25 protein-coding genes are annotated in these 12,757 nt (G+C 57.7%); all 25 read left to right on the forward strand.

What is annotated here, in order from left to right; all coding sequences use genetic code 11:
- The coding region (gene tuf / locus AAF739_12390) for an elongation factor Tu (GenBank protein MEM6383466.1) at positions 1-133 on the forward strand (133 nt) is incomplete at its 5' end.
- A gap of 147 nt (positions 134-280) precedes the next feature.
- Positions 281-595, forward strand: coding sequence for a 30S ribosomal protein S10 (gene rpsJ, locus AAF739_12395; protein ID MEM6383467.1), 315 nt, complete (start codon positions 281-283; stop codon positions 593-595).
- A 65-nt stretch (positions 596-660) separates the two neighbouring features.
- Positions 661-1,377 (forward strand): 50S ribosomal protein L3, encoded by a 717-nt coding sequence (gene rplC / locus AAF739_12400; protein ID MEM6383468.1) that lies wholly within the window; start codon positions 661-663, stop codon positions 1,375-1,377.
- Positions 1,377-1,997, forward strand: coding sequence for a 50S ribosomal protein L4 (gene rplD, locus AAF739_12405; protein ID MEM6383469.1), 621 nt, complete (start codon positions 1,377-1,379; stop codon positions 1,995-1,997). Before rplC ends, rplD begins: the two co-directional genes overlap by 1 nt.
- Positions 1,994-2,290, forward strand: coding sequence for a 50S ribosomal protein L23 (locus AAF739_12410; GenBank protein MEM6383470.1), 297 nt, complete (start codon positions 1,994-1,996; stop codon positions 2,288-2,290). The genes rplD and AAF739_12410 overlap by 4 nt, the downstream gene beginning before the upstream one ends.
- 24 nt (positions 2,291-2,314) lie before the next feature.
- Complete coding sequence (rplB, locus tag AAF739_12415) at positions 2,315-3,151, forward strand: 50S ribosomal protein L2 (GenBank protein ID MEM6383471.1); 837 nt, start codon at positions 2,315-2,317, stop codon at positions 3,149-3,151.
- An 11-nt stretch (positions 3,152-3,162) separates the two neighbouring features.
- Complete coding sequence (rpsS, locus tag AAF739_12420) at positions 3,163-3,441, forward strand: 30S ribosomal protein S19 (protein MEM6383472.1); 279 nt, start codon at positions 3,163-3,165, stop codon at positions 3,439-3,441.
- Positions 3,442-3,443: 2 nt separating this feature from the next.
- A complete protein-coding gene (rplV, locus tag AAF739_12425) occupies positions 3,444-3,824 on the forward strand; it encodes a 50S ribosomal protein L22 (GenBank protein MEM6383473.1) in 381 nt (126 codons plus the stop codon).
- Complete coding sequence (gene rpsC, locus AAF739_12430) at positions 3,824-4,567, forward strand: 30S ribosomal protein S3 (GenBank protein ID MEM6383474.1); 744 nt, start codon at positions 3,824-3,826, stop codon at positions 4,565-4,567. The genes rplV and rpsC overlap by 1 nt, the downstream gene beginning before the upstream one ends.
- A 104-nt stretch (positions 4,568-4,671) precedes the next feature.
- Complete coding sequence (gene rplP / locus AAF739_12435) at positions 4,672-5,085, forward strand: 50S ribosomal protein L16 (GenBank protein ID MEM6383475.1); 414 nt, start codon at positions 4,672-4,674, stop codon at positions 5,083-5,085.
- Positions 5,086-5,102: 17 nt separating this feature from the next.
- On the forward strand, positions 5,103-5,306 hold the full coding sequence (rpmC, locus tag AAF739_12440) for a 50S ribosomal protein L29 (protein ID MEM6383476.1): 204 nt from the start codon (positions 5,103-5,105) through the stop codon (positions 5,304-5,306).
- Between the two features lie 24 nt (positions 5,307-5,330).
- A complete protein-coding gene (gene rpsQ / locus AAF739_12445; GenBank protein MEM6383477.1) occupies positions 5,331-5,591 on the forward strand; it encodes a 30S ribosomal protein S17 in 261 nt (86 codons plus the stop codon).
- Between the two features lie 35 nt (positions 5,592-5,626).
- A complete protein-coding gene (gene rplN / locus AAF739_12450; protein MEM6383478.1) occupies positions 5,627-5,995 on the forward strand; it encodes a 50S ribosomal protein L14 in 369 nt (122 codons plus the stop codon).
- Positions 5,995-6,309, forward strand: coding sequence for a 50S ribosomal protein L24 (rplX, locus tag AAF739_12455; protein ID MEM6383479.1), 315 nt, complete (start codon positions 5,995-5,997; stop codon positions 6,307-6,309). The genes rplN and rplX overlap by 1 nt, the downstream gene beginning before the upstream one ends.
- Positions 6,302-6,865, forward strand: coding sequence for a 50S ribosomal protein L5 (gene rplE, locus AAF739_12460; protein ID MEM6383480.1), 564 nt, complete (start codon positions 6,302-6,304; stop codon positions 6,863-6,865). The genes rplX and rplE overlap by 8 nt, the downstream gene beginning before the upstream one ends.
- Before the next feature lie 29 nt (positions 6,866-6,894).
- A complete protein-coding gene (gene rpsN / locus AAF739_12465) occupies positions 6,895-7,200 on the forward strand; it encodes a 30S ribosomal protein S14 (GenBank protein ID MEM6383481.1) in 306 nt (101 codons plus the stop codon).
- Between the two features lie 12 nt (positions 7,201-7,212).
- Positions 7,213-7,611, forward strand: a complete 399-nt coding sequence (gene rpsH, locus AAF739_12470) for a 30S ribosomal protein S8 (GenBank protein MEM6383482.1) — start codon at positions 7,213-7,215, stop codon at positions 7,609-7,611.
- Between the two features lie 44 nt (positions 7,612-7,655).
- Positions 7,656-8,189, forward strand: a complete 534-nt coding sequence (gene rplF / locus AAF739_12475) for a 50S ribosomal protein L6 (protein ID MEM6383483.1) — start codon at positions 7,656-7,658, stop codon at positions 8,187-8,189.
- Positions 8,190-8,290: 101 nt separating this feature from the next.
- Positions 8,291-8,650, forward strand: coding sequence for a 50S ribosomal protein L18 (rplR, locus tag AAF739_12480; GenBank protein ID MEM6383484.1), 360 nt, complete (start codon positions 8,291-8,293; stop codon positions 8,648-8,650).
- Between the two features lie 115 nt (positions 8,651-8,765).
- A complete protein-coding gene (gene rpsE, locus AAF739_12485) occupies positions 8,766-9,317 on the forward strand; it encodes a 30S ribosomal protein S5 (protein ID MEM6383485.1) in 552 nt (183 codons plus the stop codon).
- 26 nt (positions 9,318-9,343) lie between these two features.
- Positions 9,344-9,535 carry a 50S ribosomal protein L30 gene (gene rpmD / locus AAF739_12490; GenBank protein MEM6383486.1) on the forward strand — a complete coding sequence of 64 codons (192 nt, stop codon included), beginning with the start codon at positions 9,344-9,346 and terminating at the stop codon, positions 9,533-9,535.
- Between the two features lie 64 nt (positions 9,536-9,599).
- Complete coding sequence (gene rplO / locus AAF739_12495; GenBank protein ID MEM6383487.1) at positions 9,600-10,097, forward strand: 50S ribosomal protein L15; 498 nt, start codon at positions 9,600-9,602, stop codon at positions 10,095-10,097.
- 90 nt (positions 10,098-10,187) lie between these two features.
- Positions 10,188-11,528 (forward strand): preprotein translocase subunit SecY, encoded by a 1,341-nt coding sequence (gene secY / locus AAF739_12500; protein MEM6383488.1) that lies wholly within the window; start codon positions 10,188-10,190, stop codon positions 11,526-11,528.
- Positions 11,525-12,106 carry an adenylate kinase gene (locus AAF739_12505; GenBank protein MEM6383489.1) on the forward strand — a complete coding sequence of 194 codons (582 nt, stop codon included), beginning with the start codon at positions 11,525-11,527 and terminating at the stop codon, positions 12,104-12,106. Before secY ends, AAF739_12505 begins: the two co-directional genes overlap by 4 nt.
- 250 nt (positions 12,107-12,356) lie before the next feature.
- Complete coding sequence (rpsM, locus tag AAF739_12510; protein MEM6383490.1) at positions 12,357-12,725, forward strand: 30S ribosomal protein S13; 369 nt, start codon at positions 12,357-12,359, stop codon at positions 12,723-12,725.
- Positions 12,726-12,757 lie beyond the last annotated feature (32 nt).

A 12,757-nucleotide genomic window follows, 5' to 3' on the forward strand; every position in this document is an offset into this window, starting at 1 on the left:
GATGCCGGGCGATAATGTTGAGATCAATGTCGAGCTGATCGTGCCGATCGCGATGGAAGAGAAGCTGCGCTTCGCTATCCGCGAAGGCGGCCGCACCGTCGGCGCAGGCGTCGTCTCCAAAATTACCGATTGATTGTAAACAAAACTGGCGGGCGGCCGGCACATGCCGGTCGCGGGCCCGCAGCGGGTGAAGATGGCGCTGCTGCTTCGGAAAGAAGGTTTCATGAGGTGGGTTACAGTCCCTCCTTTGTGAGCCGTGGCTCTTGAAAGACAAGATACAATGCAAAGCACGAACATACGTATCCGGCTTAAGGCATTCGACCACCGTGTGCTCGATTCATCGACGGTTGAAATCGTGTCCACTGCTAAGCGGACCGGTGCGCAAGTGCGCGGACCGATCCCACTGCCGACGCGGATCGAAAAGTTCACAGTGAACCGCTCGCCGCATATCGACAAGAAGAGCCGCGAACAGTTCGAGATCCGGACGCATAAGCGCCTGCTCGATATCATTGACCCGTCTCCGCAAACGGTCGACGCGCTGATGAAACTCGATCTTTCGGCTGGCGTAGACGTGGAGATCAAGCTGGGCGGTTAATGCGCCCCCGTTTGCTCTAAGAACACATTGCATCCGTTTGGATGCTCACAACAAGGACAGGACCCATGCGGTCAGGACTTATTGCACAGAAGGTCGGAATGACCCGGATTTTCGCCGAGGATGGGCGACATATTCCCGTCACCGTGCTGAAAATCGACAACTGTCAGGTTGTTGGTCAACGGACCATGGAAAAGAACGGCTACACGGCCGTGCAGCTTGGCGCCGGTCTGGCCAAGGTGAAAAACACGAATAAGGCAGACCGCGGAGCGTTTGCGAAAGCCAATGTAGAGCCGAAGCGGAAGCTCGCGGAGTTTCGGGTTTCCGAAGACAATCTCGTGGATGTCGGCGCAGAATTCACCGCGGACCATTTTGTTGCGGGCCAGTTTGTCGATGTTTCCGGAACATCGATTGGTAAGGGCTTCGCTGGCGCAATGAAGCGCCACAATTTTGGTGGCCTGCGCGCTTCGCACGGTGTCTCGATTTCCCACCGTGCGCATGGCTCGACCGGTCAGTGCCAGGATCCTGGAAAGGTCTTCAAGGGTAAGAAGATGGCCGGCCAGATGGGCAATGAGCGCGTCACGACGCAGAACCTCAAGGTGGTCAAGACCGACGTTGAACGTGGCCTCATCATGATTGAGGGTTCGGTGCCAGGCTCCAAGGGCGGCTGGGTCATGGTACGCGATGCTGTCAAGAAGTCTCTTCCAGATGGTGTCCCGATGCCAGGCGCTTTCCGCGCAGCAGCTGCGGCCGAAACCGCTACCCAAGTTGAGGAGACGGCCTGATGGACCTGAGTGTCACGAAATTTGACGGCAAATCAGCTGGTAAATTGGCTGTGTCGGATGATGTGTTCGGGCTCGAGCCGCGCGCTGATATTCTTCAGCGCATGGTTCGTTACCAGCTCGCCAAGCGGCAGGCCGGTACCCACAAAACCAAGCAGCGCGCTGAGATTTCCCGCACAGGTGCGAAGTTCGGCAAGCAGAAGGGCGGCGGTCGTGCCCGTCACGGTTCGCGCCGCGTCGGCTCATTCATCGGTGGTGGCAAGGCTCACGGACCGGTGGTTCGTAGTCACGCCATCGATTTGCCGAAGAAGGTGCGTTCGCTCGCGCTCAAGCATGCCCTTTCGGCAAAGCTGAAGAGTGAAAGCCTGGTGGTCATTGACAGCTTTGACGGTGTCGAGGCCAAGACGAAAGCTGTCGCGACGGCGTTGAGCGCTCGCGGGCTGACCAATGCGCTCTTCATCGATGGTGCGTCGGTAAATGACAACTTCGCCAAGGCGGCTCGCAACATCCCAAACGTGGATGTGCTGCCGGTCCAGGGCATCAATGTTTACGATATTTTGCGCCGCAACACTCTCGTCCTGTCCAAGGATGCGGTTGAGGCGTTGGAGGCGCGCTTTCAATGAGCACCAACCCTAAACTCTATGATGTGATCGTCTCGCCGGTGATCACGGAAAAATCGACCATGGCCTCCGAAGACGGCCAGGTCATGTTCAATGTGGCACCTACCGCGACCAAGACCGAGATCAAGCAAGCGGTTGAAGCGTTGTTCTCAGTCAAGGTGAAGGCGGTGAATACGCTGGTGCGCAAAGGTAAAGTGAAGCGCTTTCGCGGCGTCATCGGTAAGCAGTCCGACCAAAAGAAGGCCATTGTGACGCTTGCGGATGGTGAATCCATCGACGTTACAACTGGTCTCTAAGGCGCGGGGCAGGGAACCAATACAATGGCTTTGAAGACGTTCAATCCAACTTCGCCGGGCCGCCGACAACTGGTAACGGTTGATCGATCGGCGCTCCATAAAGGTAAGCCGGTCAAGACGCTAACCGAGGGTCTCACCTCCAAGGGCGGCCGGAACAACACGGGCCGGATTACGGTTCGTCGGCGCGGTGGTGGTGTGAAACGCACCTATCGCATCATTGACTTCAAGCGCCGCGCAAAGCTCGACGTACCTGCGACTGTTGAGCGCCTGGAATACGATCCCAACCGCACCGCATTCATCGCGCTTTTGAAATACAGCGATGGCGACCTTGCTTACATTTTGGCGCCGCAGCGTCTCAAAGAGGGTGACACTGTCGTCGCGGGCAACAAGGTTGATGTGAAGCCGGGCAACGCAATGCCGCTGGCCTCTATGCCGGTTGGCACCATCATTCACAATGTTGAGATGAAGATTGGCAAGGGTGGGCAGATCGCGCGGTCGGCGGGAGCCTATGCGCAGCTCGTTGGTCGTGACGGTGCCTATGCGATTGTTCGGCTCCAGTCCGGGGAGCAGCGCCTGATCCATGGCCAGTGCTTCGCGTCGGTCGGCGCCGTGTCTAACCCCGATCACATGAACACCAACCTCGGTAAGGCTGGCCGTTCGCGCTGGCTGGGTCGTCGCCCATCGGTTCGCGGTGTTGTTATGAACCCGGTTGATCACCCCCATGGTGGTGGCGAAGGCCGGACCTCAGGCGGTCGTCACCCGGTGACACCTTGGGGTAAACCCACCAAGGGCAAACGGACCCGGTCGAACAAGTCGACCGACAAATTCATCATTCGCTCGCGCCATCAGCGCAAGAAATAACGGAGACCAACGTGGCACGTTCGGTTTGGAAGGGCCCGTTTGTAGACGGGTACATCTTGAAGAAGGCTGATAAGGCGCGCGAAAGCGGTCGTAATGACGTGATCAAAGTCTGGTCGCGCCGCTCAACGATCCTGCCGCAGTTCGTCGGCCTGACTTTTGGGGTTTACAACGGCCAGAAGCATATCCCGGTGTCGATCTCTGAAGACATGATCGGGCACAAGTTTGGCGAGTTTGCCCCGACACGAACCTATTATGGCCACGCTGCCGATAAGAAGGCGAAGAGGAAGTAACGATGGGCAAAGCATCTCGTGAACGGGCGCTTGCCGATAATGAGGCCCAGGCGGTTGCACGCCGCCTGCGTGTAAGTCCGCAGAAACTCAATTTGGTTGCATCCATGATCCGCGGAAAGAAGGTTGAAAAGGCTCTGGCCGACCTGACTTTTTCCCGCAAGCGGATCGCCGTGGACGTCAAGAAGGCATTGGAGTCGGCCATCGCTAACGCCGAAAACAATCATGACCTTGACGTTGACAGTTTGATTGTCGCGCAGGCGTATGTCGGCAAGGCTTTGGTGATGAAGCGTTGGCAACCCAGGGCGCGGGGCCGTGTGGGACGTATTCACAAGCCTTTTTCCAATTTGACGATCATCGTCCGCGAAGTTGAGGAGGCCGCCTGATGGGCCAGAAAGTCAATCCGACCGGCCTGCGTCTGGGTATCAACCAGACCTGGAACTCCCGCTGGTTTGCAGACAATGATTATGCGCGCTTGCTGCATGAAGACCTCAAGATCCGCCGGTTCATTTCCGAGGAGTTGCCAAAGCTGGTCAAGAAGGGTGGCAAGGAGGATCGCCGCGGCGGTGCTGACCCTGCAATTTCGAAGATCGTTATCGAACGCCCACTGAAAAAGTGCCGTATCTCAATTCACACCGCTCGGCCCGGTTTCATCATTGGTCCGAAGGGTGAGAATATCGAGCGTTTGCGCCGCGTCGTATCGAAGATGACGGATTCAGAGGTACATCTGAACATTGTTGAGGTGCGCAAGCCCGATACAAACGCAACCCTCGTTGCTCAGTCGATCGCGTCACAGTTGGAACGTCGTGTTGCCTTCCGGCGAGCGATGAAACGCGCTGTGCAGAACGCGATGAAGGCTGGTGCCCTGGGCATCCGCATCAACTCCGGCGGTCGCTTGGGTGGTGCAGAGATTGCGCGGACCGAGTGGTATCGCGAAGGCCAGGTGCCGCTGCACACATTGCGGGCTGATGTCGACTACGGGACGGCGGAAGCAAAAACGGCTTACGGGATCATCGGCATCAAAGTCTGGATCTATAAGGGCGAGATCATGGAGCATGATCCGCTCGCGTCCGAAAAGCGCGCCATGGAAAGTGCCGGTGGCGGCGGTGGAGGGCGTCGCCGGGACTAAGCTTCGGCGCGGTCTGGTAAGACGATTGAATTGAAACCGTGTTGTGCGTCCGCTTAAACCAGTTTTCAGCGGAGACCTGGCACGAAAACGTAGGAACGAAGACGATGCTACAGCCGAAACGGACAAAGTTTCGCAAACAGCATAAGGGCCGCATCAAGGGCGTTGCAAAAGGTGGCACGGAGCTGACCTTTGGCGCATTTGGCCTGAAAGCACAGGAGCCTGAGCGTGTAACGGCTCGGCAGATTGAAGCTGCTCGCCGTGCCATGACGCGTCATATGAAGCGTGCAGGTCGCGTTTGGATTCGCATCTTCCCAGACGTGCCAGTGACCAAGAAACCGACCGAAGTTCGCATGGGTAAGGGCAAGGGCTCGGTCGAGTATTGGGCAGCCAAGGTCAAGCCTGGCCGCATCATGTTTGAAATCGATGGGGTGCCCGAAGACGTGGCGCGTGAGGCCCTTCGTCTTGCAGCAATGAAGTTGCCGGTGAAGACCCGTTTCGTTCAGCGCATCGGCGATTAGGGCAGGAGTACGCAACGATGAAAGCACAAGACGCTCAAGTGATGACGGCCGATCAGCTCGTTGATGAGCTGGTCAAGCTGAAGAAAGAGCAGTTCAACCTGCGTTTTCAGCGCGCCACCGGGCAACTCGAAAACACAGCGCGCTTCCGGCAAGTTCGCCGCGATATCGCGCGCATCAACACCGTGCTGAACGCCAAGCGGCGCGAAGCGGCGGCCGCGTAAGCGGCGCGAGGCCAGGAGACAGATATGCCAAAACGCGTCCTGCAAGGTACGGTCGTAAGCGACAAGACCGACAAGACGGTTACCGTTCTCGTCGAGCGTCGATTTACGCATCCTTTGCTTAAGAAGACCGTGCGCCGCACCAAGCGGTACCACGCACACGATGCGGACAACGCTTTCAAGAACGGTGACACCGTTCTGATCGAAGAATGCCGTCCGCTTTCCAAATCCAAGACATTCATGGTTCTGGGCGATGAATCGCGCGCGCTTATGGCGTCGAACGGTTGATCGAACAGGTTGAGATTTAAGAGAGGCTTAGTGCCATGATTCAGATGCAGACGAACCTCGACGTCGCCGACAATTCCGGTGCACGCCGTGTTATGTGCATCAAGGTTCTGGGTGGCTCCAAGCGCAAATATGCGGGCGTGGGCGACATCATCGTCGTCTCCGTCAAGGAAGCCATTCCCCGGGGTCGCGTCAAAAAGGGCGATGTCATGAAGGCGGTTGTCGTGCGCACCGCCAAGGATATCCGCCGTCCCGACGGTTCGGTGATCCGCTTCGACCGCAATGCGGCCGTGCTGGTCAACAACAACAAGGAACCGATCGGTACTCGTATCTTCGGGCCCGTCCCGCGCGAGCTGCGCGGCAAGAGCCACATGAAGATCATCTCGCTCGCACCGGAGGTGCTGTGATGGCTGCACGGATCAAGAAGGGCGATACCGTTGTAGTGCTTGCCGGCCGCGACAAGGGTCGATCAGGGCAAGTGCTGCAGGTCCTGCCGAAGGAAAATCGGGCTTTGGTCCAGGGTGTGAACCTCGTCAAAAAGCACCAGCGCGCAGCGCCGGGCAAAGAGGCGGGTATCATATCCAAGGAAGCGCCCATTCAGATTTCGAACATCGCTTTGCGCGACCCGAAGGACGGCAAGCCGACCCGGGTTCGCTTCGAGACGAAAGACGGCTCCAAAGTCCGCGTTGCGGTTCGCTCGGGAGAGACGATCGATGGCTGATGCAATGACATACACCCCGCGCATGAAGACGCTTTATGAGGACACGATCCGCGCGAAGCTGCAGGAAGAGTTCAACTTTGCGAACCCTATGCAGATTCCGGCACTCGATAAGATCGTGCTGAACATGGGTGTCGGCGAAGCGGTTGGAGACAGCAAGAAGGTTCGTACAGCTGCCGAAGACCTGTCAGCAATTGCTGGCCAGCGTGCGGTGATCACCCATGCTCGCAATTCGATCGCCGGCTTCAAGGTGCGCGAAGAGATGCCGCTTGGTGTCAAGGTCACACTCCGCAAGACGCGCATGTACGAGTTTCTCGACCGTCTGGTGACGATTGCCCTTCCGCGTGTTCGTGACTTTCGTGGGCTGAACCCCAAGAGTTTTGATGGCAACGGCAATTATGCGATGGGCATCAAAGAACACATCGTCTTCCCCGAGATCGATTACGACAAGGTCGACCAGATGTGGGGTTTCGATGTGATCATATGCACGACCACACGGAACGATGATGAAGCGCGGGCATTGCTCAAGAACTTCAATTTCCCGTTCCGCGGCAACTAACGCGTTTTTCAAAGAGGATCGAACAGACAATGGCTAAGAAAAGCGCCATCGAAAAAAATGCCCGTCGCCGCCGCATGGTTGACCAGTATGCCGCCAAGCGCGCTGAGCTGAACGCTGTCGTACGCGACAAGAATGCGAGCCCTGAAGAGCGGTTTAATGCGACGTTGAAGCTCGCTGAGTTGCCACGCAATGGCTCGAAGACACGTATACGCAATCGCTGCAACGTTACAGGGCGTCCGCGCGCCTATTATCGCAAGCTCGGCATGTCACGCGTTGCATTGCGCGAACTGGGGCTTTCCGGCGATGTGCCGGGCCTTGTGAAGTCGAGCTGGTAGGAGGTCTTTGGTATGGCTATGACCGATCCAATTGGCGACATGCTGACACGCATTCGTAACGCGCACATGCGCAACAAGACGACCGTCGTCGCGCCAGCTTCGAAACTTCGTGAGCGCGTTCTGCAGGTTCTGGTTGATGAGGGCTACATTCGCGGCTATTCGCGCACCGATTTGGGTGACGGACGCTCGGAAATCAGCATCGAATTGAAATACTTCGATGGTGCGCCGGTCATCCGTCGATTGGAGCGCGTTTCGAAGCCCGGGCGTCGCGTTTACGCATCCGTGCGGAACATTCCGACCGTCAACAACGGGCTGGGTGTATCTATTCTGTCCACGCCTAAAGGTGTCATGGCGGATCATCAGGCGCGCGAAGAAAACGTCGGTGGCGAGGTTTTGTGCCAGGTCTTCTAGCGTTTTGCGTCTGAAGAAACCGGCTCATTAGAAGGACACATCACATGTCACGTATCGGAAAGAAGCCTGTCGCGCTTCCCAGTGGCGTCACCGCCAACGTCGATGGCCAGACGGTTTCCGTCAAAGGGCCAAAGGGCGAATTATCCGTCACGGTCGTTGACGAGTGCACAGTTGCACTTGGCGACAGCGGCATTGAAGTTAATCCACGCGGCAAGGACAAGCGGTCCCGCTCGATGTGGGGTATGTCGCGGACGCTCGTGAACAACATTGTCGTCGGTGTATCGGACGGCTTCGAAAAGAAGCTTGAGCTCAACGGTGTCGGCTATCGCGCGCAGGCACAGGGGTCGAAGCTGACGTTGGCGCTCGGTTATTCGAATGACGTCATCTATGACGTCCCTGACGGGGTTTCCGTTGCTGTGCCGAAGCCGACTGAGATCGTGTTGTCAGGCATCGACAAACAGCGCCTTGGTCAAGCCGCAGCGGAGATCCGCAAGTTCCGGCCGCCCGAGCCCTACAAGGGTAAGGGCATCAAGTATGCCGATGAGTACATTTTCCGTAAGGAAGGTAAGAAGAAGTAGGTGGCATGAAGCTCATTTGAGCGATCACCAAGTCGAAAGCCTGCGGCCGCATCCCGCGCTCAACGTGGGACACAGGGTTGTCAGCAAAAAAGGCCAGAACAATGCCCAAAACCACAACCACTGAGCGCCGCCGCGCGCGCGTTCGTCGCCAACTCAAAAAGATCGCCAACGGTCGTCCTCGCCTGTCAGTGCACCGTTCAGGCAAGCACATCTATGCTCAAATCATAGATGATGATGCCGGTCGTACGCTCGCCGCCGCTTCCTCACTAGAAAAGAGCATGCGCGAGAGCTTGAAGACCGGCGCTGATGCCACTGCCGCCGCTGAGGTTGGTAAACTGGTGGCGTCACGCGCTAAGGAAGCGGGCGTGGATGCTGTGGTGTTCGACCGTGGATCCTATCGATACCATGGACGCGTGAAAGCGCTTGCCGATGCCGCCCGTGAAGGTGGCCTATCGTTTTAACCGCCATTTGGGCATGTGCCCGATGGTTCCCTCCGGTCTCGAATGATTGAGGCCGCACTTGGCAGCAGGCTTGTCGGATTGATTTGCCCCTGCGAGACACATAAGGAAATTGCCCATGGCACCGCGTGAACGCAATCGCGATCGCGACGAAGAAAAAAGCGAGTTCGTCGACAAGCTCGTCCACATCAATCGCGTTTCAAAAACGGTTAAGGGCGGTAAGCGCTTCGGTTTCGCCGCCCTTGTTGTTGTTGGCGACCAGAAGGGTCGGGTCGGCTTTGGTCACGGTAAGGCCCGTGAGGTTCCTGAAGCGATCCGTAAGGCGACCGAGTCGGCAAAGCGCACCATGATCCGCGTGCCGCTGCGTGAGGGTCGGACGCTGCATCACGACATCAAGGGCCGCCATGGCGCCGGTAAGGTGCTTCTGCGTGCCGCGCCTCCGGGCACTGGTATCATTGCTGGCGGTCCGATGCGTGCCGTTTTCGAGACACTGGGTATTCAGGATATCGTTGCGAAATCCCAGGGCACCTCGAACCCCTACAACATGATCCGCGCCACATTCGATGCGCTGCGAGAAGAAGATAGCCCACGCTCGGTTGCCGCGCGCCGTGGCTTGAAGGTCTCTACGTTGCAGGCGCGTCGCGGTGACGCTGTTGCCGCCGAAGGCTAAGGGTCTGAGCGAAGGAAAAGCTGACAATGGCTGAGAGCAAAACCATCACGATCGAACAGATCGGAAGCCCGATTGGGCGCCAGCCGGATCAACGGGCGACCCTCAAAGGTCTCGGGCTGAACAAAATGCGGCGGCGCAAAACGTTGGAAGATACCCCAGCGGTCCGTGGCATGATCAACAAGGTCCAGCACTTGGTGCGGATCGTCGAAGACGCTTAACCGGCGATCGTCTAAAGCGAGCGGACGTGCATGGCAGCGTTCCGCGCAAGTGGAGACAATGAAAATGAAACTCAACGAACTGTCAGACAAGCCTGGTGCGGTTAAAGCCAAGAAGCGCGTCGGTCGTGGCATCGGCTCCGGCAAGGGTAAAACCTCTGGCCGGGGCGTGAAGGGTCAGAAGTCGCGTTCAGGTGTGGCCATCAAGGGCTTCGAAGGCGGGCAGATGCCAATGTATCGCCGCCTGCCTAAGCGTGGCTTCACCAACATCTTTGCCAAGGACTATTCCGAGGTTAATGTCGGGCGCATCCAAGCGGCTCTCGATGCCGGTAAGCTCGATGGCAAGGCCCCGATCGATGCCACCGCGCTCGTCGCAAGCGGCGTCATCACCAAGCTGGGTAAAGACGGTGTTCGATTGCTTGGCAACGGCGAATTGACTGCTAAGGTCGACATTACTGTTGCGGGCGCCTCCAAGGGTGCGACGGCTGCGGTTGAAAAAGCTGGCGGCAAGGTCCACATCGCCGAAACAAAGGCTGCCGAGGGCGGCGACAAAGCCGCGGGCTAAGCGCGCGGCGTTGGCTCGCGTTAAAATGCGGGTCGCGCTTATCTAAGAGGCTTTGACGGATCTGTCGGGGCCGGCAAGACGAGAGATCGCATGGCGTCAGCAGCAGAGCAGCTAGCATCAAATTTTTCCTTTAAGGCCTTTTCCAAGGCCGAGGAGCTCAAGAAGCGCATCTGGTTTACCCTAGGTGCGCTTCTGGTCTATCGACTTGGCACCTATATCCCCATGCCCGGCATCAACCCGGATGCCTTTGCCAACGCGTTCGATCAGGCTGCGCAGGGCGTTGTCGGCCTGTTCAACATGTTCACTGGCGGGGCCGTCGAGCGCATGGCCGTCTTTGCGCTGGGCATCATGCCGTACATCACGGCATCGATTATCATCCAGCTGATGACCACCGTTTCGCCGAAGCTAGAGCAGCTTAAGAAAGAGGGCGAGGCGGGCCGTAAGGTCATCAACCAGTACACCCGATATGGCACGGTGTTACTGGCGGCTGTCCAGGCCTATGGCATTTCTGTCGGTCTTGAATCGGCGGGCACGATCGTTACTGACCCAGGCTGGTTTTTCCGACTGACGACGGTCATCACGCTGGTTGGCGGCACCATGTTCCTGATGTGGCTGGGTGAGCAGATCACCTCGCGCGGCGTTGGCAACGGTATCTCGCTGATCATCTTTGCTGGCATCGTTGCAGAACTTCCGCGCGCCATTGCGCAGACGCTGGAGCTGGGTCGCCAAGGTGCCATCAGCACCGGCCTGATCCTGACCATTATCATCCTCGCGATCGTTGTCATCGCCTTCATCGTGTTCGTGGAACGGGCGCAACGCCGCCTGTTGATCCAGTATCCGAAGCGCCAGGTCGGCAATCGGATGACGCAGGGTGAAAGCTCGCATTTGCCGCTGAAGCTGAACACAGCGGGCGTGATCCCTCCGATTTTCGCGTCTTCGCTTCTTTTGCTTCCAGCGACGCTCGCCGGCTTTTCCGGCGGCGAAGGGCAGGCAGCCAGCGGATGGGTGGCGACCGTCACAGCGCTGCTCGGCCATGGCCAACCGCTCTACATGCTACTGTATGCTGCGCTGATCATTTTCTTTGCGTTCTTCTACACGGCTATCGTGTTCAATCCGTCCGACACAGCGGACAATCTGCGCAAACATGGCGGGTTCATCCCGGGCATACGCCCAGGCGAGCGGACCGCGACGTATATCGACTATGTCTTAACGCGTGTGACCGTTGCTGGTGCGTTGTACCTCACCATCGTCTGTCTCATACCCGAATTCCTGATTTCCTACTCCGGAGTTCCCTTCTATTTCGGAGGGACATCGCTTCTCATTGCGGTCACGGTGACGATGGACACCGTCCAACAGGTGCAAGGTCACCTCTTGGCGCACCAGTATGAGGGGTTGGTGAAAAAAGCGAAGCTCCGGGGGAAACGCAGATGAGACTTATACTTCTTGGACCGCCAGGGGCGGGAAAGGGAACGCAGGCAGCACGTTTGGTTGAACGACATGGCATACCGCAGCTGTCCACCGGGGACATGCTGCGAGCAGCCGTCGCAGCAGGCACACCGACGGGGCTGAAAGCAAAAGCCGTTATGGAAGCTGGCGATCTCGTATCCGACGATATCGTCAATCAGATTGTTGCCGATCGGATTTCCGAGCCTGACTGCGCCCCCGGCTTCATACTTGATGGCTATCCGCGCACCTTGGCTCAGGCGGATGCGGTCGAGACGATGATGGCGGAAAAGGGTCTTACGCTTGATGCGGTCGTTGAATTGGTGGTCGATGACCGCGCGCTTGTCGGCCGGATCGTCAAGCGTGCTGAGGACGCAGCAGCGGCAGGTCAACCCGTCCGTAAAGACGATACGCCGGAAGTCTTCGATGAGCGACTGCGTGCCTATTACAAGAGCACCGCGCCGTTGACTGGGTACTACTATGCTAAGGGTTATCTGAAGACGGTCGATGGCATGCTTTCGATTGACGGCGTGACCGACGAAATCAACGGTGTGCTGGGCAGCTGAGAAGCCCGACACCAGGTTTGGTTTCAGCGTTTAAGCTGCTTTGACGGCATCCTTACGTAGAAATGAAACGGCACGCTTGACAAACGCGGGATCAGGGCATAGGCGACCCTATCTTCCCAAACATGTCAGCGCTGGCACCTTTTGTGCATTCGTTCGTCAATGGGTGACCGCAAGGGCCGGCCTCCACCGGACGCGGTTCAATAGTCACGCGGGTACGCGCTTTGCGCAGACCCCCACATGGAGATTATCGATGGCCCGCATTGCAGGCGTAAACATCCCGACCAATAAGCGCGCAATCATTGCGTTGCAGTACATCCACGGCATCGGCGCTGCCAATGCCAAGGACATCATGACCAAAGCGAACGTCGATGAGGCGCGGCGGGTTAATGAGCTGTCCGATTCTGAAATAATCCAAATCCGTGAGATCATTGATCGTGATTACACCGTTGAAGGTGATCTTCGTCGGCAAACGTCGATGAACGTGAAGCGGTTGATGGATTTGGGGTGCTACCGTGGATTGCGTCACCGGCGCGGTCTGCCCGTGCGCGGTCAGCGCACACATACGAACGCTCGGACCCGCAAAGGCCCTGCAAAAGCAATTGCAGGCAAAAAGAAGTAAGTGAGCCGCGCCTGCTGGCGCGGTTTTCGGTG

It is taken from the genome of Pseudomonadota bacterium, assembly GCA_039024915.1.
Classification (GTDB): Bacteria; Pseudomonadota; Alphaproteobacteria; order Rhizobiales; family MH13; genus MH13.